We start from the raw sequence: 21,142 nt of genomic DNA, 5'->3' as shown, positions 1-21,142 counted from the left end.
AAAATCCAGAAATCAATAAATTGAAAAATCTGCCTGATCCAATGATCAAACAGATTTCTCATATAATACTAGTTATTAGATTGTACTTACATCATCTTAATTATGTAGGAGAGTAGACCAAAAAATGTAAAAACTATGTAACCAAAACTCATTGTCACAAAGCCGAGCCTCCACACGGCCCGCAGCAGCCTTTTTCCGTTTACCTTGCCTTTCCAGCGGTTTTGCGCACTCCCGATCAGCCCCGCCGCGATCAGCAGCATCAGGAGTATCAGATAAAATCCGAATTTGGTTTGGAACGTAGTATTAAACAAGGCGGAAACCGAGAACAGCATAAAAAAGGTGGTGATATCCATGGCCAGCTCCAGCGCTTGTTTTCGATTCTTATTTCTTTGGAGCACTATGATATACACGATCAGAAACGGAATGAACGGAAAAAGACTCAATGTGTTAAACAGACCCTGCAAAAACCCCATGCTAAGACCCCCTATAGATTCATCCCCTCGATGAGCTGCGTGATCAGCTCGTGTTTTGGCACTGAAACGCCATATTTGTGTCCAAGCTGGACGATGCTTCCGTTAATCCAGGCAACTTCCGTCGTTCGGCCGTCCATCACGTCCTTTAGCATGGAGGACGTGTTACCCGAAGTGGATTGGCAGACGCTTACAATCCATTCCCACAGCTTGTTTCCATACGGAATTCCGGCAGCTTCATATACAAGGATTCCTTCATGATACAGCTGCTTCATAAGCCCGACCCGTTCAGGGGAGGATAACAGCGCTCCGTTAGGAATCCGCCACAATGCAGTCAAAGGGTTAATGACCGCGTTCATCAGCAGTTTACGATAGATCATCTCATCCATCTCATTCGACAATAAAGCTTCAAATCCTGCTCTATTCAGCTCTTTAACCAGCTCAATTTCATGATCTTCGCGGGATGTTGCCCCTATAAAGCTCGCAGCAGGCATCATTTTGCCGATTGTCGTCGTTCCGTGGCCGGCGTGCAGAACCGAAGAACTGCTTGTACGCTTGGCCCCTTCCGTGGTAATCGCTGCATAGAGCTTCCACATGGGCAGCAGCTCCCGAAGCCGTTCCAAATGGCCTGTACCGTTCTGAAAACATATGAGATTGCGGCGATGGTGTCCGAATGGTGCCAGCACTTCCTTAGCCATCTCTTCGATCCCTTGCTGCTTCAACATGAGAAAGAGATAATCCGCATCCGCTGCCGCTCCCGACTCGGCAAAGGCATCCCATGCACGGACCGAAAAAGCATGGGGGGCAACGGTCTGAGGCTTCCCCTCCATCTCCTCGATCGTGATGCCGGATGCCCGGAGTTTGCTCGCCTGCTCCTCGCTGCGGCACCATACCGTGACGCCGCAGCCTGAAGCCGCAAGTTTGCCGGCATACAACAGGCCCAAAGAGCCGGCCCCGATGATATGTATATTCATGATCATCCCCCATTACTGTCTTTAAACATGATGTGCTAGTCTTAGTATATATCAGAATAATCTTCAATACGCACAAATAACCCGCCAAAGCGCATGAAATGCACTAGTGCGGGTTACGGCGGATCAGGATAACCTTTACCTATTCGATTCGTTCCAGATTACCGTTGGCATCCATTTTGAAGCGGGTCTTCAGTTCCTCGTCCTCTTCATTCAAAAAAGCCAGCCTCCGTGCCCGATCCATAATCTGAATCAGTGCCTTATAATCGTCATTGACCACATGGTAATCGGTTTTCACTTCGCTTACTTCCTTCAACAACCGTTGATTCTCGCTGCGGAGCCTTGCAAGCTCATCCTCTTTTTCACGCAAATTCTTCTCAAGCAGTTTGTACTGGCGTGAACTTTCCTGCAGCCCGCCCTTCCACTGACGAAGGAAACGGATCACCGCATCGATGGACAGCGTCTCTTCGCTTGCGCCATCATTTTTATAAACATCGTGCTCCATTTCCGGAGCTGCCAATCCTGCAACTTGTGGTCCGCTGGCGGAAGGCTGTTTTTTATAATAACTTCTCTTTTGACGCTGAGATTTCGCCAAGCTGATAGCATCCTCATATTTCTTGCGAACACAGCTGTTCCAACGAAATCCGCAAGCCGCCGATGTCCGGCCTATTCTTTCTCCGACTTCCTCAAAGGCAGCCAATTGGGTGCTGCCCTCACGAATATGACGCAGGGTTACCTCCGCCAGTATTAGGTCGTCCTCTGCGCTCCATGCATCCTGTCTCACTGCTGACATACCATAAAACCCTCCTAACGACATCCTAAAATAACCGTCTTCAATACCGTAAATCGGCTGCTGAATAGGGTATAAAAACTGCTTAGTTCATTTCTATGCCTCTCATAGAGTTCATAGAATCTATTTGATACTAAAATGTATTTCCATTTTGATTACAGATCATACTCTTACGGAGGGAAAAGGGGCGTTTCACCCAAATTGTTCCCGAATTCAATGTCCTGCTTCTGGTTAATAATAAAAAATAAAGGGTTTTCTTGAGTTAGGCGTTTACACGTTTTTCCCATAACGCTATAATGTTCATAGCAGCATTATGTGCGTACATACGAGAGGAGGATATAATCGTGGCACGGATGTTTCGAGTCCTTGGCTTTTTCACCCTGACCATCGGGTTGATGGCCTTTGCCGGAGATCATATTGAAATGGCACTGCTTTTCTTCCTGCAGACCGCATTTTTCGTGATCCTGGGATATTTGAAATTCACGGAGAGAACCTATATTCTTCTCTTCTGGGCTTATATGATCGTGACCTTCACAGGCTTTAGCTACTGGACGGTCTTCATTATGGGCAAACCACTCTAATATGTAAACCATGCAAGCGATAAACGAGATCCGCCGGCGGTCAACCTGGACAACCTGAGGCTGCGCTGGTGGATTTTCCTTGCGATTAGAGAACAAGTACTTAAAAGAGCGATCAGGTGCTTTAGCTGCCGGATCGCTTTTTTAGTGCCTAAAGGTTGATAATTGAGTCGTACGCGTCATATATTGGTTAAAATGAAGGGACAGACCATGGTTGGTATCCTTTCGACTAACAACCATGCAAGGAGGACTCCCGTTTGAAAGTACGAGTAAAATACCCACTCCTCCCGGTCTTGCTGTGTTTAACCCTGTTCTTCTGCTTCATCGGCGCTCCCGCTGCGGTTTATTCCCAGCAGGATGTCAGCCCCGTCATGCCTGACTCGGAAGAGGCGCGCAAGCTTCTGGAGGACAGCCTCTCCATCGTGGAAATCGATCATGAAATCGAACGGATAACCAAACGCATGGAGGAATTGCAGACTCTTCAGAATGAGCTGCAAACCCAAATCCAGGATATGGGCTTGCGCATTGAAGACCGGCGAGCTCGGGCGGCCGCCGTCCTTCGGTCATATTACATGGGTGAGCGGGATAACTTATTTTTCATGCTGCTGTCTGCAAAAGACTTAGCCGGCTTTTTCCGCGTCATGGACTTTTACGATATTATTATTCAGAACGACCGGGATACGCTTACCGTGTATAACAATCAGTACCGCTCACTTGCTTCCGCTCAGGCTGAAGCAGCACGGAATGCGTCCCAGCTCGCCGAAGTAAAGGACAGCCTGGTGAAGCAGCGCGAACGGGTGCTTGCGCTTGAGCAGCAGGTAGATGGAGCACTCACAGCCAGCGGCAATCCGGATGCCATGAAGAGGCTGATCGAGGAGTTTACCCTCTATTGGGAGAATGTAGGGCTGTACGAGGTGAAGCGTCATTTCCAGGCCCTGGCTAACGCCATGGAAAATCTGCCGTCGTTCGTCCAAGGCAGCAAGAACATACTGAAGACCAACGGCAAGGTATACACCATCGACATCCATGAAGATGATCTCAACACGTTTTTAAGATCCGAAGACGAAATCTTTAATAGCTTTGCGTTTCATTTTGACGATGGAAAAGTAATAGCTTCCGGCGAAAGCGGAAATTTGTCGCTGCTGATTGAAGGGAAATACACCGTCATTAACGAACCGGAGAATGCCATTATGTTTGAAGTCGACAAACTTGTGTTCAACAGGCTGGAATTGCCCGACACAACGCGCAGAGCGCTGCAGGAAGAATTCGACATGAACTTTTATCCCAAGCAGCTGGTTTCTTTCTTGAAAGCGACGGAGGTCGCAAGCGACGATCAACGATTAGTGGTCAAAATGGAGCTGGATCTATAGAAAAAGCTGCCCGCGAGGGCAGCTTTTTTCTTGTTATGGTTGAGCAGGCGTGTACAATTTCATATATTCTTCAACCGTTATTTCGCCATGCAGCAATCGATATGCCGATTCGCTATAAGTCTGGAAACCTTCCGAATCGCCAAAATCCAAAGCGGCCGGCTCATTTCGAGAGAGCAGCACCTGGGCGGGAACCGCTGCTTTTTGCCAAATGCCCCGATCCCTCAGGTTCGTGCCCGTGACATACATTTCGGATACAACGGGGAGTGTTCCTGACGTTTTGCTCCATTCCTGCTGCATCTCTTTGCTTGTCATATACGTAATCCATTTCATGGCAAGCGCAGACGACTCCGTCTGTGCGGCTACCGCAAAACTTCTCGCTCGCACAACCGGCGTATTCAAATGACTCTTTCCCATGGCCAATGCGGAAGACAATCCGCTTACCTCTCGGTCCGCGAAGCTCGAATACGGCTCAACGGCCACGGAAGCCTCCTCTATGCCAGAGGAAGGTTCCTGCCCCGTTTCTATCGTATCTGCTGCGCCGTGGGACGATTCCAGCGTTCGAAGGTGATTGCGGATTAACATTTCAAGTACCTCTTGATCCGGCTTGGAAGGATCGCCTTCAAGCAAATGCACCGCCGCGCCGAATGCGTAAGGATCCTTCGGATCAAATGAGAGGACAGGGCTCGTCTTATGAAGCTCCATATATTCCTTCCAAGCCTGACGGCTCTCCGGCATGTTAAATGAGGCGCCGTCCTTCCCTTCGGTCTGCCAGGTCACGATATAGGGATCTATATCAAAAGGCATTCCCCATTGATACCCGTTCCATTGCAGCTGCGGCAGAAGACCATTCAGGGTATCCTCGCCGGTCACCGTTGTCTGTGATGCATCGACGGGCAGAAGATATCCCGTCATTGCAAGCGCTTTAATGTAATGGGAATCCGTTAATATAATGTCCGGTCCTTCGCCAAGGGACATATGAAGCAAAAACGATTCTTTCTCCGTACCGGCTGTTTCCAGAGGCGTGATTTCGATCTCGGCTCCGGTCTCTTCCATAAAGCGTTCGTTGAGCGCTTTCAGGTGCCTCAGCTCGTCCGGATTCAATTGGACGCCGACCTTGATGGGGCCCAGGTCGCTCTCTGGCACCTCCGGCCTCTGCTGCGGAGGAATCGGTTCATCCCCGGGCGGTTCCCGTCTCGTATGATGAGTGAAGTCAAAGCTGGGAGATAAACTGGATAAGGATAATAATAAAATGGCGAATAAGAACCAATATTTCTTCCGCTTCATATCCCCTCTTCACTCCTCCCATAGTCGCATGCCCTTATTTTACCAAACTTATAGTGCTCTTGTCCTATCTTTTTTTATAATTTACCAGTCCATATTTTACTAATAGGACCCGATCGCTAAAAGGACTGTCCTATGAATTCCGGACAGTCCCTCTCGTACAAGTTACCTTGTCAGATCATTTCTCGGGAAATATAAGGCTACAGCAAATCGGCCGCCAGCTGTGCCAGCTTGGAACGCTCCCCTTTAGTCAGCGTAATATGTCCGCTTAAACCTTCCTGCTTAAATCGTTCAACCACATAGGTCAGCCCATTGCTAACGGCATCCAGGTAGGGATGGTCAATCTGTTCGGGGTCCCCCATCAGTATCACCTTGCTCCCTTCTCCAGCCCGGGAAACAATCGTCTTGACCTCATGGCGGGATAAGTTCTGAGCCTCATCCACGATGATGAACTGACCTGGAATGGAGCGACCGCGGATGTAAGTCAGTGCTTCTACCTGGATGCTTCCCAGACCCATCAATATTTTATCGATATCGCCGGATTTCTTGGTGTCGAACAAATACTCCAGGTTGTCATAGATCGGCTGCATCCACGGTCTCAGCTTCTCTTCCTTTTCTCCCGGCAAATATCCGATATCTTTCCCCATCGGAACGACCGGACGCGCAATGAGCAGTTTTTTGTATTTGTGCTCATCCTCCACCTTGGATAGTCCTGCTGCCAATGCCAGCAAGGTTTTTCCCGTTCCGGCTTTTCCCGTAATGGTAACCAGCGGAATGTCGTCATTCAGGAGAAGCTCAATCGCCATGCGCTGTTGAGCATTCCGGGCACTGATGCCCCATACGGGCTCGTTGCTTAGATGAAGCGGCTCTAGTCGGGTTGCATCTTCATTCACATGAAGAAGGGCAGACTTGCCGGATCCCATCTCGTCCTTCAGAATAACGAATTCGTGCGGATAAAGCGGATAAGAGAGTTGAAGTGGTTTAATCGGCAAATAACGATAGCTGTAGAATTCATCGATCACGGAAGGATGCACCTTGATCGTTGAGAATCCCGGATATAATTCGCTTGGATCCGCCGTGCGGTCAGATAGATAATCCTGTGTCGTTAGCCCAAGCACATCCGCTTTTATTCGAACGAGGACATCCTTGCTGACAAGAACAACGGGTCTTCCGTCCTCCTTCGGCTCCTCCTCCAATTTATAATTTAACGCGACAGCCAAAATACGATTGTCGTTCGATGCTTCGCTAAATAACTCCTGTACCTTGACGAAGCTGCGATGATTTAGCTCAACCTTCAACGTCCCGCCGTTCTCCAGAAGAACTCCGTCGTGAAGATGCCCTTGTTCTCTAAGCCCATCAAGCAATCGGGAGACCATACGGGCATTGCGGCCGATTTCATCGGCATTTCGCTTCTTGGAATCAATCTCTTCAAGAACCACCGCAGGAATGATGACTTCATGCTCCTCGAATGCATAGATCGATTGAGGATCATGCAGCAGTACGTTCGTATCCAGTACAAATATTTTTTTCATCTTATCCCTCCACTGCTTCTTCATCAGGTACACACATAAACCTTTCCGTCCCGGACATAATAAGCGTAGCGACTGGAGTAATTTAGCGAATTCTATTACGAAAGGACAGATCAATCCATGAGAGCTGCTCTATCCATCATGCTGGCGGTGTTGTTGCTCGCAGGCTGCGGGACCGCCAATAACAATGCATCACCCTCTCCTCGTAATCAAACCGATGGAACCACTGCTAACAGTGTTCGCAACATGAACGGGAACAGAGGTTATACCACCAACAATGTAGACGGTTGGACACCGGATAACCCCAATACGGGGCGTGTCGGTAACGTAAATGATAACAACGGACGAGTTGACGCTACAACCGCAAATCACCTGAAATCGCTGGCTGAGAGCGTGCCTGGCGTTAAAAACGCGAACTGTGTTGTCATGGGCAATACGGCTGTCGTCGGGCTGAATGTAGATGGAAATTTAGATCGTGCAGAAGTTGGAACCATTAAATACACGGTCGCGGAAGCCCTTCAAACCGATCCGGCAGGCGCCAATGCGCTGGTTACCGCCGATTTGGACGTAGCCAACCGGATTGCCGAGCTTGGTCGGCACATTCAGGAGGGACATCCTGTTTCCGGACTTGCCAGTGAACTTGCAGACATCGTTGGCCGTATCATCCCTCAATTGCCGAAAGACGTAACGCCGCGAGACGGGAATGCACAGCGAAACGGGAATGGGCAGCAAAACGGAAATGTGCAGCAAAACGGTGCTAAAACGGTAAAACCAAATCATCGCGGTCATGCACCGGCCCATCCACAAAACGGGAAATAAACTTGAGGATGAATTCGGTCTTACGCGCGGACATATCCCGTCATGACCCGAGTTTGTCCGCCACAAGTCTCCAAATTTCATACAAAAAAAGCCCAGTGATGCTCACTGGGCTTTTTTTAAGGTCATAACAACGCCACTAGCAGGCATAACTGCTTCGCTAGGGACATGACCGTTAACATATTTGGAGTATGACTGCTTATTCGGTGCAACATGGACACCCATGTCGAAAGAACCCGTCATGAGCGACATGGAATCAGAAGGACGACATCCGAAGGATCCCCGTTCCCTAATGGAATCCGCCCGCACCAATGCAGGGGCAGGGCAACCCGTCTGCCGACTATGGATCAATGGGTGTGTCGTATGCATCATGAGGTAGGACATTCCTTCGGCCTCCTGTACAATGATCTCCATCTGATACATTGTATTATAACATACGATAAAACTTGCCTTCAATTGTCACGGAGCCGTTGCAGAATCCGCTTCTGTTCCCTGATCGCCGGCGTTGTGTTTCCCTGCAAGCTCATCTTGCAGCGCTTGTTTGGCTGCATTGAGTTCATTTGCGTTAATGTAAACGTTAGGACTTCTCCACTCACCGGTAATCGGCATGAATTTAACGTCTTCTTTGCCAATATCATAATAAGTCGCGAGCAAGTTCCGGATTTGCTCCTGCTCGAAATCGGTGGTCATGTTGTCGCTGACGGCATCCAGCGCATTGCCGACTTTCGTAACGCCGCCGAACGATTTCATCTTGTCGAGCAAGGAATGCAACACTTCGCTTTGGCGGGCATTGCGATCAAAGTCGTTGGATTCCTTGGTCTTAGGATTACAGTTCATTGATTTGCGGTAACGCACATAGTCTAGCGCCTTCTTGCCGTCCAGCTTTTGTGGACCCACCGTCAGGTTGATGTCGGTTCCATCCACGGAATCCCGGTGGCACATGTTGTATTGTACGTTAACATCCACCCCGCCGAAGGTATCCACAACGTCGCGGAAACCCTGAAAATCGATGACCGTTACATAATCGATATTAACGCCAAGATACTTGCTCATCATGACTTTCATTTCTTCTTCTGCCGGAATGCCGCTGCCCGGCTCCTTTTTCTCGGCTGCTTTATAAGCTGCTTTAAATCTTGGGTAGTAGGCGTTCAGCTTCGTCGCCTTGTATCCTTCAAGTTCAATCAGCGTATCCCGCGGCAGGGATACCAGCGTCGACGTATTGGTTTCCGGATGCATGGAGGCGACCATCACCACGTCCGTCAGGTACGTCCCTGTTTCCGGACGATGATCGGTTCCCAAGAGCAGCACGGTAATCGGTTTTTCTTTCGCGGAATGGCCCGGAGCTACCGGCTTGTCGATCCCGCTTTTCTCGATGACCTGATTCCCCTTGATGAACAGGTACCCGGCATAACCTGCTGCAGCCAAAACCGCGATTAGCAGTACGATCAGAATAAATTTAAAAAATGATTTCCATGGGCTTTTTTTCTTTTTAGGAACTGGCTGTTTCTTGCCCTTCCCCCCACTTTTGGCTCTTGGAGGGAGACTGGTATGAGTAGGATTCATATCATAACACCTGATTTCATTCAAATTAGATGAATGTCCGATAAACGCTTCAAATTGCGAAGCATTTACCGGACCATGGTTGACTTCTCTCTCTTATAAACGATGGGGACTGACAAAAAGTTGCCGTAGGGTTGTTGCCTGAAATGCTAAATTTCTACAAACCTTATGACTTCGGCTCGGCTTGAGCCTTCTTCTTCTGACGATCTTCAACAAAGTATCGAATACGCACCATCAGCATCAACGCCACGGCGACCAACAAGCATTGGATAATCGGCAGCTTATCGATCTGAAACACAAGCAGTATCGCCGAACCCAGGGCCATCAAGATATACAGGAGAATCTCCTTCAACAGAGGAAGCTTCTGCTTCACTCGGAATACCTTGTTGTAAACGTAGGTGATCAGCACAAAAATGACGATATACGAAACGAGCGGGTGCGCGGCAAACCATTCCTGCATGATAGGTTCACTCCTTTTGGGCAAGTAGATCTCTATCTATTATAGATTTGCTTGCGCCATTTTACGATGTTTTTCTGCGCGTTCGCGCTCACTCTTGTTCAAAATCTTCTTGCGGAGACGAACGGATTTCGGCGTAATCTCGCAATACTCGTCGTCGTTCAAGTATTCCAGAGCTTGCTCAAGCGAGAAGATGACCGGTGTTTTCAATTTCACCGTATCGTCCTTCGTTGCCGAACGAACGTTGGTCAATTGCTTCTCTTTACAAATATTGACGACGATATCGTTGTCGCGGGTATGCTCCCCGACGATCATGCCTTCATAAATCTCGGTCCCCGGTTCCAGGAACAGGGTTCCGCGGTCTTCAACCGACATCATGCCGTAGAACGTCGAAGATCCGTTTTCCGTGGAAACCAGCACGCCTTGATGGCGTCCGCCCACTTGGCCTCCAACCAGCGGGCCATAGCTGTCGAACGCGTGGTTCATAATGCCGTAGCCGCGTGTCAGCGTCAAGAAATGGGTGCGGTAGCCGATAAGCCCGCGAGCCGGAATCAGGAATTCCAGACGGACTTGACCGTTTCCGTTGTTCACCATGTTCACCATTTCGGCCTTGCGTGTTCCAAGGCTTTCCATAACAGCGCCCATGCTCTCTTCCGGCACGTCAATGAGGAGGCGTTCGATCGGTTCCATTTTGACGCCATCGATTTCCCTTACGATAACTTCAGGCTTGGATACTTGAAGCTCATAGCCTTCACGACGCATATTCTCAATCAGGATACTGAGGTGAAGCTCGCCGCGTCCCGAAACGATATAGGCATCCGGGCTGTCCGTCTCATCCACTCGCAAGCTGACGTCCGTTTCCAGTTCTTTGAAGAGACGGTCACGAAGCTTGCGGGATGTCACCCATTTGCCTTCGCGTCCGGCAAAAGGACTGTTGTTCACCAGGAACGTCATTTGCAGGGTAGGCTCGTCAATTTTGAGAACCGGGAGGGCTTCCGGATGCTGCGGATCCGCAATGGTTTCTCCGATGTTGATGTCTTTGATGCCTGCGATCGCCACGATGTCGCCAGCGCCTGCTTCGGCAACCTCGATCCGCTTCAGTCCCTGGAAACCGAACAGCTTCTCGATACGGGCATTCTTGGTGGAACCGTCTCTAAGCATAACGGCAACCGGTTGGCCTTGCTTAATGACACCGCGATTCACGCGGCCGACGGCGATACGGCCCAGATATTCATTGTAATCCATCAAGGTAACGAGGAACTGCAGAGGCTCGTCCACTTTCTCGGTAGGGGAAGGGATATGGTCGATAATGGTTTCGTAAAGAGCAAGCATGTTATCGTCTTGCTTCTCCGGATCCATGCTAGAAGTACCGTTTAGGGCAGATGCATATACTACGGGGAAATCCAACTGGTCGTCGTTCGCTCCAAGCTCAATGAACAGGTCAAGCACTTCATCGATCACTTCAGCTGGGCGAGCAGCCGGACGGTCGATCTTGTTTACAACGACGATCGGCGTCAAGTTATGGGCAAGCGCTTTGCCCAGAACGAACTTGGTCTGAGGCATGCAGCCTTCGTATGCGTCAACAACGAGCAGAACGCCGTCGACCATTTTCATGATACGTTCGACTTCACCGCCGAAATCGGCGTGTCCAGGCGTATCCACGATGTTGATCAAGAAATCTTTATACGTAATAGCCGTATTTTTGGCTAGGATGGTAATACCGCGTTCGCGCTCCAAATCATTGGAGTCCATCGCGCGCTCCTGCAGCGTCTCATGCTCCCGGAAAATACCGGACTGCTGCAGCAGTTGGTCTACAAGTGTTGTTTTGCCATGGTCAACGTGAGCAATAATGGCAATGTTGCGAATCTGATCTCTTGATTGCATAAATATATCTCAAATCCCTTCTATTCGAATGAGCCACAAAGAAAGCGCCGGACGACATGCCGACGCTTCAACATACATCCTATAATATAGGTAAACGAGCGGGAAAATCAAGTCTTTTCAGAAAACTTCCAGCAACTTTTACCTCTTCCCGATTACCAGCCTCGGCTCCATTTATTATTGCGTCTCGAACGATTGCGGCCGAAGATCATCCAAGCGCCCGCCGCGATCAAGATCAGCGCAATAATGTAGAACGCTCCTGTCTGAAGCCAGGTGAAGATGAATATCACAACGGAAAGCGCCGTCAGACCAAGCGCAATCGGCAGTGCAGCGCCGGGACGCGGGCTCTCGTACAGATAATACTCAAACAGGCCTACGGCCACACCGAGAATGAGAACAGGCCATAATGAGGCCATTAGTCCCCAGCCGCCGATATTGCATATGAGGAACAGAAGCCCGTATACCGTCAGAATGCCGCCCGGTATCAGTACGGCGGCAGAAGCCCGGCGACCAAAAAACAGGATATGCAAAAAAATACCCGGCAGCAGCAGGACGAGCGGCCATAACGTTCTGCCCAGAAATCCGAACACGCCAAGCTTGCCGAGCAAAATAACGACTCCAGCGACAACGATGAAAATACCCAATGCCAAATCTTTTCTGGAGGACATTTGATCACCCTCTCTTCAATATATGTATCACCATAAACAGCGGTTTCTAACAGAAGCAGTTACGTTAATTTTAGCCCAAACCGACAAAAAAACCATATCCCGAGCTTGTTCCGCTTAAAAATTACCCCGCCCGGCCCACGAGGCATCGGCCTAGCATCACAAGAAATGGACGACTGCGAGAGACAGTCGTCCATTTATCCGGTTTACGGCTTCCGCATGAGTATGTCCAACACCGCAGCCTGCAGTAATGTCCCCGTTTACGCGCCGGTCCGTCTTACCGTCTGCAATCCGCCGATGAGAACAACGAAACCCGCCACGATAATCGGCAGCAAGCTGTGCGCATAGGGCATCCAATAAGCCAGCAGCAGGCCGACGCGAGAATCCTGTATGAGCATTTCGCCTGCTGTAAAAGCTAAAATACCGGCACCTATATAGAGCAGTACGGGAAACTTTTGAAGCAGCCTGGAGATCATCCCGCTTCCCCATACAACAATTGGAATGCTTAATATAATCCCGATGACAATCAGGGAGAGATCGCCATTGGCAAGCCCCGCGATTGCCAAGACATTGTCCAGGCTCATGACAAAATCGGCGATCAGAATCGTATTGACCGCGCCCCATATCGTGGAAGCCCTGGCCATGCTCGCTGGATCATGTTCCTTTTGCATCATCAGTTTGACCGCGATCCAGATGAGCAGCAATGCGCCGCCAGCCTGCAGAAACGGAATTTTCAACAGCAGAACGGCCACAAAAGTCAGAATGCAGCGCAAAAGTACGGCCCCCGCCGTCCCGATCCAAACGGCCCGTTTGCGGTGTATTTCCGGAAGATCCTTGCTGGCCATAGCAATGACCAAGGCATTGTCGCCGCTGAGTACAAGATTGATCACTAATATTTGTCCCAACAAAAAAATCGTCTCCACCAGAACAACACCCCCACTCTACACATATGTGGTTTTTGTCCAGGCTATGCTTGCACATCGGGAAAAATAGGCCTATAATAAATCCACTTTGTTTAATGGTGGAACGTATTTTAAGAGGAGTGACATTCATGGAAACCACAGCCGCTGAATTTTTTCTTGCATTAATCAACATTGTGTTTTTGGATTTGATATTGGCCGGGGACAACGCCATCGTGATCGGCCTGGCGGCACGCAATCTTCCGAAGGAAACCCAGAAAAAAGCCATTATCTACGGTACGGCAGGTGCTGTAATTCTCCGCATCATAGCCACCATCCTTGTCGTCTGGCTGCTCAACATCCCTTGGCTGCTGCTTGTGGGAGGCGTGCTCCTGATCGGCATTGCTTACAAGCTGTTGACCGACGACAATAATGATCACGGCAATATCAAGGCTGGCAGCAACCTGGGCGCGGCCATCCGCACCATCATCGTAGCCGATGCCGCCATGGGCCTGGACAACGTCATTGCCGTTGCCGGCGCGGCCAAACATAACATGATCCTTGTAACCCTGGGCCTGCTCATCAGCGTTCCCATCGTGGTATGGGGCAGCACCCTGTTCATCAAGCTGATCAACCGCTTCCCATGGATTATCTATGTAGGTTCAGCGGTGCTTGCATATACGGCATCCTCCATGATTACCGAGGAGAAGCATTTTATGGGGTACTTTGAAGGGCACCAGATTATAAAGTATCTGTTCATTGCCGCCATCATCGTCGGCGTGCTGACGGCAGGACATCTGAAAAAAAATCAGCCGCTCGCCGTCAGTCGTCCACCCTGTCCTAACGGTCTCAACATACCATAAAAAACGCCCCGAGGCTTTCGTAAGCCTCGGGGCGTTTTTATGGTTTTTATCTAATCGAATAGCATAAGACGCTCTGTCGGCGGCGCCATGGCGGCCGCAGCTTCATACCCGATTTAGAACCAGTCTTCGTTGACTACGGGCTCCTCACGCTTCTCGCCAAGCTCGCCGATCTTACTGTCCGGCGTGATGATCACGGTCTCCGTGCCTTCAACCGCCGCTTGAATCAAGGCAGGCAGCTCGGTAAGCGAAGCCTCCACCTTCTCGATAATCTTCAGATTCGGATTGGTGGTCGGCGATTTAGGAACAAACAACGTGCAGCAATCCTCATACGGCAGAATCGACGTGTCAAATGTGCCGATGTCCATTGCAATGTTGATGATGTCGTTCTTATCCATCATGACGAGCGGCCGGAGCAGCGGCAGCTCGGTAGCTCTTCCGATCACATTCATGCTCGGCAGCGTTTGGCTGGCCACTTGTCCCAGGCTATCCCCGGTCACGATCGCCAGTGCCCCTTCCCGCTCAGCAAGCGAGGAAGCAATCCGTAACATGGCTCTGCGCATAAAAGTAATGATCAGATTATCCTGGCCGATGCCGACAAAGGAGGTCTGCACATCGGTAAACGGCACCAGGTGAAGCTTGATTTTTCCTGTATAGCCCGATAACAGCCTCGTTAACTCCATGACCTTTTCCTTCGCAAGCTGGCTGGTGTAGGGGAAGCTGTAGAAGTGGACGCACTCAATTTCAAGTCCCCTGCGCATCGCTGACCAGCCCGCTACAGGACTGTCGATTCCTCCGGAGAGGAGCAGCATCGCCTTCCCGTTCGTACCAAGGGGGTAACCGCCGGCGCCGGGAATCACTTCATAGTACAAATACGTCTCGTTCTCCCGAATTTCCACGCGCAGCTCCATATCGGGCTGCTTCACTTTCACTTTAAGCTGGGGATAGGTCCGCAGCAATGGCGATCCGACCAAATGATTCATCTCTTGCGAGGAATGAGGGAATTGCTTCCATACTCTTCTGGCATTGACCTTGAAGGTTACCGTGCCTTCCAGTTCCTTCTGTCCCACAAATTCAACCGCTGTTTCGATAATGCGTTCAGGTTCCGAAGAACAAACGCGAACCGGACTGATGGAAACCAGGCCAAATACCTTCTTCAGCACTTGAATCAGCGCCTCGGGAGACTCTCCGTTAAGCTCGACGTACAGGCGGCCGTATTCCTTGATGATTTTCGCGCCCGGATACGGTCTGAGCACGCTTCGAATATGATTCAGCACCGATCTCTCGAACCGGTTGCGGTTTTTGCCTTTCAGGGTAAACTCGCCAAAGCGAAGCAGCAGTTTATTGTAAGTCATCTCCGATTACCCTCTCTTTCTATGACGGGACGCAGGTTCCCGCAAACTTTGGCCAATACCTCGACCAGCCGCGCTGCATCGCCTAGCTGATGCTCCTTGCCAAGACTGATACGAATTCCGGAGGAAGCTGCCTCCCTGTCTTTTCCCATCGCCAACAGCACCCGGCTGGGTTCGCTGAATTTGGACGAACAAGCCGATTTGGTCGATACGAGCATGCCCATCTCTTCCAGAGCATGGACCATCACCTCGGGTTTTAATCCCGGATACGAAAAATGAATGATGTGCGGTGCGCTCTGCTCGCTGCTGTTTAACACCAAGCCCGGAATTTTGCGGATGCCCTGAAACAGCAGCTCCCTGATCTCCGTCATCCTGGCATAAAGCTCAGGCTGATTTTCCCTGGACAATCGCATGGCCTTCGACATCGCTACCGCTCCGGCAACATTCTCCGTGCCCGCCCGATGCCCGCTCTCCTGGGATCCGCCGGATATCAGGGGAAAGAGCTGCACGCCTTGCCTGATGTACAGCACCCCCATTCCCCTTGGACCGTTGAACTTATGTGCGGACAAGCTGTACAAATCGGCCTGCCACCCGGATAGCGAGACCGGGAGCTTGCCGAATCCCTGTACGCCATCGACATGCAGCATCGTGCGTGGGTTCCGCTCCTTCACGATACGCCCCACTTCCGCCAGCGGCTGTACGGCCCCCGTTTCATTATTCACATGCATGATGCTGACCAGCACCGTATCTTTACGGACCGCTTCGCTCAAGGCAGCCAGATCCACCATGCCTTCGGCATCCACGGGAAGGTACGTCACTTCCCAGCCCAGCGTTTCCAGCTGTCTGCAGCATTCATATACGGACGGATGCTCGGTTCCCGTCGTGATGATATGTTTGCCCCGGCTGCTGTACTGCATCGCAGCCCCTTTTATCGCCATGTTATTGCCCTCGGTTGCCCCGGACGTAAATACGATCTCATCAGGCTTAACGTCCAGCGCGGCTGCGCACACCTCTCTTGCCCTTTTCTGCAATTTGGCGGCCGCTTCGCCTGAACGGTGAAGGGCTGACGGGTTGGCATAATGAAGCTTCATGACTTCCGCCATCGTGTCCACCACTTCATCAAAAGGAGGGGTCGTTGCAGCGTGATCCCAATATATCAAGGTAATTTCCCCTTTCCATCTTACGCATCGCAGATTGCATAGCTTATGATTCCAGACCTTTATATTTACACAAAAAGACCAAACGGTAAAGCCGCACTCCATCTTGCCTTGGACAAAGCGGCGCTTATCGTTTGATCCTCTATCAGATTACTATTCGCCCCGATCGGACTACAATGCGTATTTCGACTGGGCGTTCATGACTTTGCTAATGTATGCCTGGGTTTCCTTGGGCAATTCATGAGCCACGGACATCAGCTCTTCATCGCTGGATACACCCAAACCCGCGACGCGTGTCGGTCCTGCATTATAGGCAGCAAGCACCATGGCTATCTCTCCGCCAAACCGTTGGATCAGATTGGACAAATATTTGGTGCCGCCCTCGATGTTCTGAGCCGGATCAAAAGGGTTGCTTACCCCGAGTCCTCTCGCCGTACCGTCCATGAGCTGCATCAGTCCCTTGGCACCTGCAGACGAGACCGCATGAGGATTAAACGAGGATTCCGCGTCGATGACCGCTTTGATCAACGATACCGGCACGCCATAGCGTTCCCCTGCCGCCGTGATTAAATCCTCAAAGGTCGTAGGCTTTGTTGCCCCGGTGTCGTTGATCTCTGCTTCTATCGAGGTGCTCGACGAAAAGGATTCATTCACAACGCCTAACTGCTGCCACAACAGCCCGTCCTTAAAGGTGACGCCGGGCGCCAGCTGTGTCATGGAACGTTCAACCGGTTTGGAAGTGGATTCTTCGTTAAGCAGGCTGCTCAGCACATTGACAAATCCGGCTGACGATTCGGTGGAATTCGTATTCATCTGTGATACATCCGTCATTTGCTTCCATGATATCGGATCTATTTGCATCGTTTAACTCACTTTCTGCCGTTAAATTTCAAACTTGTCCTTATTTTATCACGGAACTGGAACAATCTGCTATACCTATTCGACAAAAAAATAGGCGGACCAACCCTTCCCGGTTGACCCGCCCATATTAAACGATGATAAATAAATCAATCATTATCTGCTGAAAGGAATCAAGATAAAATAACTGAGCGTCGCCAGAATCCCGAGTCCTATGGACCAAGCACCTGTCGTTCTGCTGCCTTTGCTGTATGCGTAATAACCCACGACAGCCGCGATAGGTCCGAGAATGACCGACCACATGAACAAGGAGGCAATCCCTAATACCAGGCCTACGTATCCGACCGCCCGGCCGGTGGAGAGATCCGTCTTATCCTCGTCTGCATGCCGTACCGAGGTTTCCATCGGCGGAGCCACCTCGGCAGCATATTCCTCGCGGTGATCCTTCCGCGGGAAGTCTACCCGGTTTCGCTTGCCTTGAACAACCTTCATTTTATTTTTGCGATGTTTTTTATCCATAGCTCGCTTCCTCCATTTCCATCATCCTAAAGTGCCCGGCACCCGGACTTTATCCGGAGCTTGTGCCCGTCAGCCCTTCGGCTTGAAGGTCAGACAACAGGTCTCGGAAGACTTGTCAGCAACATCCTGATGATCGTCTACGTAAGGCTCTGCCCCATACTCTTCGTTAAGTTTCACATTCGCATGACGGTCAATCTCGATCATAATCATCTCGGCATGACATAAATTTTGTTCTCCCCAGTAATGGCAATTGCTGACACTGCACTTCACTAATGGTTTGGCTTCGTTGGCCATTTTAGCATCACCTCGTCAACATTTTTTCCTATGTTTAGGGCCGGTATGCACGATAACGATTGTCAGTTGGTGCCTTAGGCGCGGAACGCAAAAAAGAGATGCCAACGGCTGGCATCTCTTGAGTCTTCCATAATTATACTAAGCGTGGCTTCTCTCGGATTGCATCCGGCGCTCCGTCAAATAATCGCTCTCGTAATAAGCAAGATCGTCGCGAAGCTCTTCATAAATCTTGGTAATGTTCATGATGACGTCACGTGCGGGACGTACCGGCTTCTTCCGGAAACGGATGGCATCCTGTCCGGTGTAGGCGTAACGGCCATCTTCGGAATAACTTTCATTTTTTGGATAGAAGAAGCTGTTCACGCAGCGATGATACAAATTATACAAAGCCTTCTCGGCAAAATCGATATCAAAATTAGGGCGACGCTGTACAACGCCTAGCTTCTCATAGGAAACTTCAGAAAATACGAGCAAATGGCGAACATCCGACAAGAATCCTTTGTAAAAGTGAACGGTTTCCTCGTCCTGTTCCGTTACCAATTGAGATAAAGCATGTTCATTCAAAAACGTTTCCATAATCGAAATAGCAGATTTCAACTTTTCTCTGGATTCTGAGCATAATTTCTGAAGATTGTCTGCTGGCATTACGATAGATCCCCCTTAAATGGTCGTGACCTGCAGGCCAAAACGGCCTGACGGTCATGCTAATATGTACTATCCTAACACAAATTTTGGGATAACGAAATCCCTATCATGAATACACTTACAAGGTTATTTTTAGTACATTTTTTTGGCGTATTCACTCTTATTGACTAAAGATTTCTTGCACGCATAAAAAGGATGCACTCTTCCCACGCTAAGATTACTTACATCCTGAAATGCGGCGAGGAGGAAAATATGTGAAATCTCGTACCTTTTGGAGCATTATAGGGGCAGCGTCAGTTATTGGCGCGCTTTTGATCTTGCTGTTCATCCCCGGCTCGAAACAGCCGGCTCCAACGGCTGAACCGTCACGGCCCTTAAAACCCCAGCAGGAGAACAAGGCCAAGCATTTTACCATGCTGGGCGATATCCAGGCAACGGATCAATTAAACCGTCTCGATGCCAGGGGACACCTCCGCAAAATGCTGAACAATGATTCTTTGCGCAGCGCGGGGCAAGTCAAGGCGTATACGCAGAAAGAGCAAAAGATGCACAAGCATTTTCAGCAAGTACGCTGGTATAACCTCAAGGAAAACAAGATGGCGGACATTCAAGGCCAGCTTCCCAAAATGAGCAAAACCGACAAAAATCGGATCGCCCACCATTTTCAACTGGCGCAGCAGAAATTGAAACGCGGGGAACCTTATGATTCCCCCAAATTCAACGCGGCGGGGCAGCCTTATTTTGTTGTGGCCGAACCGTCCAAGGATGGCAGATATGGCGCTGCCGCCCTGGTCAATCAAGCCGTGCTCCAAGAGGTAAGCAATCACCAGAAGCGGAATCTCCGCTTAATTCCGTATCCGAAGGAAGGAAAATTCCGGGTCGAGTCCATCCATGCGGATACCCTCTCCGACATCACCGTCAAAACCGGCCATGATAATGAAAAGGCCAGTCATTTTTACGAAAATGAAATCGTGGTGTCCTTTCAAAATGAACCGTCAAAGCAGCAGCTGTTGGATATCTCCAAGGAAATATCATGCGAAACGCCAAGGAGACTGGGTTATGCCTATGTTTTCCGTTCCAAAGATATGGATTACCAGAAGCTTCGCTCCTATTTCCAGCAGAAGTGGAAAATCAAATACACGGAGCCTCACTACATTTATTTAACCAATGATCGCAACCCTCAATCCCGGGTTAACTCGGATTTCCCGGATGGGGCGAATGCCCAAGTCAATATTCCGAATGATCTCCTGTTTTCGGAATATCAATGGAATCTGCCCGTCATCGAGACAAACCGGGGCTGGGATCTGTCCAAAGGCAGCGAAGATGTCATCATCGCCGTAATTGACACAGGGGTGGATCTTCAGCATTCCGATTTGGACGGACAACTGGTGGAAGGATACAACTTTGTCGAGAAAGACAAACAGCCGCTGGATGATGTGGGGCACGGGACGCACGTAGCCGGGATCATCGGTGCCCTGGTCAACAACGGCGAAGGCGTTGCGGGCGTTAGCTGGTACAACAAAATCATGCCGGTCAAAGCGCTCGACGGATCCGGATCGGGAACAACCTATGCTGTCGCGGAAGGCATTATTTGGGCCACGGATCACGGAGCCAAGGTAATCAATATGAGTCTTGGCAACTATGCCGACTCCCAGTTCCTGCATGATGCCGTTAAATACGCCTATGATCGCGACGTTGTGCTTGTTGCCGCATCAGGCAACGACAACACGGAGCGCCCCGGCTATCCTGCCGCCTATCCGGAGGTGTTGGCTGTCGCCGCAACGGATTCCAATCAGAAGCGGGCGGAATATTCCAACTACGGCGATTACATCGATGTGGCCGCTCCAGGGACCAATATCGCAAGCACCTTCCCTGGAAATCAATATGCCGCTCTGTCCGGGACCTCCATGGCCAGTCCCCATGCAGCCGCCATGGCAGGGCTCATCCGTTCCCTTAATCCTGACCTGACCAATCAAGAGGTCATGGATGTCATGATCAATCAAGCGGTGGATCTTGGCGACAAGGGAAGGGATAAATATTACGGTCATGGTCAGATCGACATCTTCCAGTCCTTGAAGTCGGTTGGCGCCCCTGAAGTGCCTCTTCAAATGTGGCCCGGCCATACCCTTCGCAATCTGGAGCAAGAGCTCCGCAAACTAAACGGCTCAAACGATAAAAGATAAAGAATAA

At 50.2% G+C, this 21,142-nt stretch carries 21 protein-coding genes; 5 read left to right on the top strand and 16 right to left on the bottom strand.

What is annotated here, in order from left to right; translation table 11 throughout:
* Window positions 1–86 precede the first annotated feature (86 nt).
* The 3 genes from P0X86_RS09650 to P0X86_RS09640 form a co-directional block, all read right to left on the bottom strand.
* The gene (locus P0X86_RS09650; protein ID WP_145035309.1) at window positions 87–473 is read right to left on the bottom strand and encodes a DUF3397 domain-containing protein; all 387 of its coding nucleotides are present in this window, start codon (window positions 471–473) and stop codon (window positions 87–89) included.
* 11 nt (window positions 474–484) lie between these two features.
* Window positions 485–1,444 carry a ketopantoate reductase family protein gene (locus P0X86_RS09645; protein WP_277748377.1) on the bottom strand — a complete coding sequence of 320 codons (960 nt, stop codon included), beginning with the start codon at window positions 1,442–1,444 and terminating at the stop codon, window positions 485–487.
* Between the two features lie 139 nt (window positions 1,445–1,583).
* Window positions 1,584–2,234, bottom strand: coding sequence for an RsfA family transcriptional regulator (locus tag P0X86_RS09640; protein ID WP_090913118.1), 651 nt, complete (start codon window positions 2,232–2,234; stop codon window positions 1,584–1,586).
* Between the two features lie 341 nt (window positions 2,235–2,575).
* On the opposite strand from P0X86_RS09640, the gene P0X86_RS09635 reads away from it, so the two are divergent.
* Together P0X86_RS09635 and P0X86_RS09630 are read left to right on the top strand one after the other, a co-directional pair.
* On the top strand, window positions 2,576–2,812 hold the full coding sequence (locus tag P0X86_RS09635) for a DUF2626 domain-containing protein (protein ID WP_006209059.1): 237 nt from the start codon (window positions 2,576–2,578) through the stop codon (window positions 2,810–2,812).
* Window positions 2,813–3,066: 254 nt separating this feature from the next.
* Window positions 3,067–4,179, top strand: coding sequence for a coiled-coil domain-containing protein (locus P0X86_RS09630; RefSeq protein ID WP_277748376.1), 1,113 nt, complete (start codon window positions 3,067–3,069; stop codon window positions 4,177–4,179).
* Between the two features lie 33 nt (window positions 4,180–4,212).
* Here the strand turns inward: P0X86_RS09630 and P0X86_RS09625 are convergent, their stop codons facing one another.
* Together P0X86_RS09625 and P0X86_RS09620 are read right to left on the bottom strand one after the other, a co-directional pair.
* A complete protein-coding gene (locus P0X86_RS09625) occupies window positions 4,213–5,463 on the bottom strand; it encodes an extracellular solute-binding protein (RefSeq protein WP_277748375.1) in 1,251 nt (416 codons plus the stop codon).
* Between the two features lie 197 nt (window positions 5,464–5,660).
* Window positions 5,661–6,992, bottom strand: a complete 1,332-nt coding sequence (locus tag P0X86_RS09620; protein WP_096773061.1) for a PhoH family protein — start codon at window positions 6,990–6,992, stop codon at window positions 5,661–5,663.
* Window positions 6,993–7,109: 117 nt separating this feature from the next.
* On the opposite strand from P0X86_RS09620, the gene P0X86_RS09615 reads away from it, so the two are divergent.
* On the top strand, window positions 7,110–7,808 hold the full coding sequence (locus P0X86_RS09615; RefSeq protein WP_277748374.1) for a YhcN/YlaJ family sporulation lipoprotein: 699 nt from the start codon (window positions 7,110–7,112) through the stop codon (window positions 7,806–7,808).
* Window positions 7,809–8,264: 456 nt separating this feature from the next.
* Here P0X86_RS09615 and P0X86_RS09610 read toward each other — a convergent pair whose 3' ends face one another.
* From P0X86_RS09610 to P0X86_RS09590, 5 genes are all read right to left on the bottom strand, one after another.
* Window positions 8,265–9,368, bottom strand: coding sequence for an LCP family protein (locus tag P0X86_RS09610; RefSeq protein WP_277748373.1), 1,104 nt, complete (start codon window positions 9,366–9,368; stop codon window positions 8,265–8,267).
* 163 nt (window positions 9,369–9,531) lie between these two features.
* Window positions 9,532–9,825: a YlaH-like family protein gene (locus tag P0X86_RS09605; RefSeq protein WP_009592386.1), complete on the bottom strand. Its 294-nt coding sequence runs from the start codon at window positions 9,823–9,825 to the stop codon at window positions 9,532–9,534.
* Between the two features lie 39 nt (window positions 9,826–9,864).
* Window positions 9,865–11,706 (bottom strand): translational GTPase TypA, encoded by a 1,842-nt coding sequence (gene typA / locus P0X86_RS09600; RefSeq protein ID WP_009592389.1) that lies wholly within the window; start codon window positions 11,704–11,706, stop codon window positions 9,865–9,867.
* Between the two features lie 152 nt (window positions 11,707–11,858).
* Window positions 11,859–12,371 (bottom strand): hypothetical protein, encoded by a 513-nt coding sequence (locus P0X86_RS09595; protein ID WP_090911800.1) that lies wholly within the window; start codon window positions 12,369–12,371, stop codon window positions 11,859–11,861.
* A gap of 257 nt (window positions 12,372–12,628) precedes the next feature.
* Entirely contained in the window at window positions 12,629–13,291 is a 663-nt protein-coding gene (locus P0X86_RS09590) for a TerC family protein (RefSeq protein WP_036666043.1), read from the bottom strand.
* Between the two features lie 128 nt (window positions 13,292–13,419).
* On the opposite strand from P0X86_RS09590, the gene P0X86_RS09585 reads away from it, so the two are divergent.
* Window positions 13,420–14,130, top strand: a complete 711-nt coding sequence (locus tag P0X86_RS09585; RefSeq protein WP_277748372.1) for a TerC family protein — start codon at window positions 13,420–13,422, stop codon at window positions 14,128–14,130.
* A gap of 113 nt (window positions 14,131–14,243) precedes the next feature.
* Here P0X86_RS09585 and thiI read toward each other — a convergent pair whose 3' ends face one another.
* The 6 genes from thiI to P0X86_RS09555 form a co-directional block, all read right to left on the bottom strand.
* The gene (thiI, locus tag P0X86_RS09580) at window positions 14,244–15,482 is read right to left on the bottom strand and encodes a tRNA uracil 4-sulfurtransferase ThiI (protein WP_277748371.1); all 1,239 of its coding nucleotides are present in this window, start codon (window positions 15,480–15,482) and stop codon (window positions 14,244–14,246) included.
* The gene (locus tag P0X86_RS09575) at window positions 15,479–16,639 is read right to left on the bottom strand and encodes a cysteine desulfurase family protein (RefSeq protein WP_277748370.1); all 1,161 of its coding nucleotides are present in this window, start codon (window positions 16,637–16,639) and stop codon (window positions 15,479–15,481) included. The genes thiI and P0X86_RS09575 overlap by 4 nt, the downstream gene beginning before the upstream one ends.
* Before the next feature lie 168 nt (window positions 16,640–16,807).
* The gene (locus P0X86_RS09570) at window positions 16,808–17,497 is read right to left on the bottom strand and encodes a lytic transglycosylase domain-containing protein (protein WP_277748369.1); all 690 of its coding nucleotides are present in this window, start codon (window positions 17,495–17,497) and stop codon (window positions 16,808–16,810) included.
* Window positions 17,498–17,650: 153 nt separating this feature from the next.
* Window positions 17,651–18,013, bottom strand: coding sequence for a hypothetical protein (locus P0X86_RS09565; protein WP_009592139.1), 363 nt, complete (start codon window positions 18,011–18,013; stop codon window positions 17,651–17,653).
* Between the two features lie 69 nt (window positions 18,014–18,082).
* Entirely contained in the window at window positions 18,083–18,307 is a 225-nt protein-coding gene (locus tag P0X86_RS09560; RefSeq protein ID WP_006209042.1) for a DUF1540 domain-containing protein, read from the bottom strand.
* Between the two features lie 138 nt (window positions 18,308–18,445).
* Window positions 18,446–18,952, bottom strand: a complete 507-nt coding sequence (locus P0X86_RS09555) for a YpuI family protein (RefSeq protein ID WP_009592128.1) — start codon at window positions 18,950–18,952, stop codon at window positions 18,446–18,448.
* 254 nt (window positions 18,953–19,206) lie between these two features.
* On the opposite strand from P0X86_RS09555, the gene P0X86_RS09550 reads away from it, so the two are divergent.
* Window positions 19,207–21,135 carry a S8 family peptidase gene (locus P0X86_RS09550; RefSeq protein WP_277748368.1) on the top strand — a complete coding sequence of 643 codons (1,929 nt, stop codon included), beginning with the start codon at window positions 19,207–19,209 and terminating at the stop codon, window positions 21,133–21,135.
* The last annotated feature ends 7 nt before the right edge of the window (window positions 21,136–21,142 follow it).

Origin of the sequence: Paenibacillus sp. BR1-192 (genome assembly GCF_029542445.1) — a bacterium.
GTDB lineage: Bacteria > Bacillota > Bacilli > Paenibacillales > Paenibacillaceae > Paenibacillus_AQ > Paenibacillus_AQ lautus_A.
Note: the sequence above shows the minus strand (reverse complement) of the source record. Positions and strands in the feature narration are given on the sequence as shown.

Bases quoted from the DNA above. Each gene is read 5' to 3' on its own strand.
- P0X86_RS09650 (WP_145035309.1), bottom strand. From the start codon at position 473: ATGGGGTTTTTGCAGGGTCTGTTTAACACATTGAGTCTTTTTCCGTTC.
- P0X86_RS09645 (WP_277748377.1), bottom strand. From the start codon at position 1,444: ATGAATATACATATCATCGGGGCCGGCTCTTTGGGCCTGTTGTATGCC.
- P0X86_RS09640 (WP_090913118.1), bottom strand. From the start codon at position 2,234: ATGTCAGCAGTGAGACAGGATGCATGGAGCGCAGAGGACGACCTAATA.
- P0X86_RS09625 (WP_277748375.1), bottom strand. From the start codon at position 5,463: ATGAAGCGGAAGAAATATTGGTTCTTATTCGCCATTTTATTATTATCC.
- P0X86_RS09620 (WP_096773061.1), bottom strand. From the start codon at position 6,992: ATGAAAAAAATATTTGTACTGGATACGAACGTACTGCTGCATGATCCT.
- P0X86_RS09615 (WP_277748374.1), top strand. From the start codon at position 7,110: ATGAGAGCTGCTCTATCCATCATGCTGGCGGTGTTGTTGCTCGCAGGC.
- P0X86_RS09610 (WP_277748373.1), bottom strand. From the start codon at position 9,368: ATGAATCCTACTCATACCAGTCTCCCTCCAAGAGCCAAAAGTGGGGGG.
- P0X86_RS09605 (WP_009592386.1), bottom strand. From the start codon at position 9,825: ATGCAGGAATGGTTTGCCGCGCACCCGCTCGTTTCGTATATCGTCATT.
- typA (WP_009592389.1), bottom strand. From the start codon at position 11,706: ATGCAATCAAGAGATCAGATTCGCAACATTGCCATTATTGCTCACGTT.
- P0X86_RS09595 (WP_090911800.1), bottom strand. From the start codon at position 12,371: ATGTCCTCCAGAAAAGATTTGGCATTGGGTATTTTCATCGTTGTCGCT.
- P0X86_RS09585 (WP_277748372.1), top strand. From the start codon at position 13,420: ATGGAAACCACAGCCGCTGAATTTTTTCTTGCATTAATCAACATTGTG.
- thiI (WP_277748371.1), bottom strand. From the start codon at position 15,482: ATGACTTACAATAAACTGCTGCTTCGCTTTGGCGAGTTTACCCTGAAA.
- P0X86_RS09570 (WP_277748369.1), bottom strand. From the start codon at position 17,497: ATGCAAATAGATCCGATATCATGGAAGCAAATGACGGATGTATCACAG.
- P0X86_RS09565 (WP_009592139.1), bottom strand. From the start codon at position 18,013: ATGGATAAAAAACATCGCAAAAATAAAATGAAGGTTGTTCAAGGCAAG.
- P0X86_RS09560 (WP_006209042.1), bottom strand. From the start codon at position 18,307: ATGGCCAACGAAGCCAAACCATTAGTGAAGTGCAGTGTCAGCAATTGC.
- P0X86_RS09555 (WP_009592128.1), bottom strand. From the start codon at position 18,952: ATGCCAGCAGACAATCTTCAGAAATTATGCTCAGAATCCAGAGAAAAG.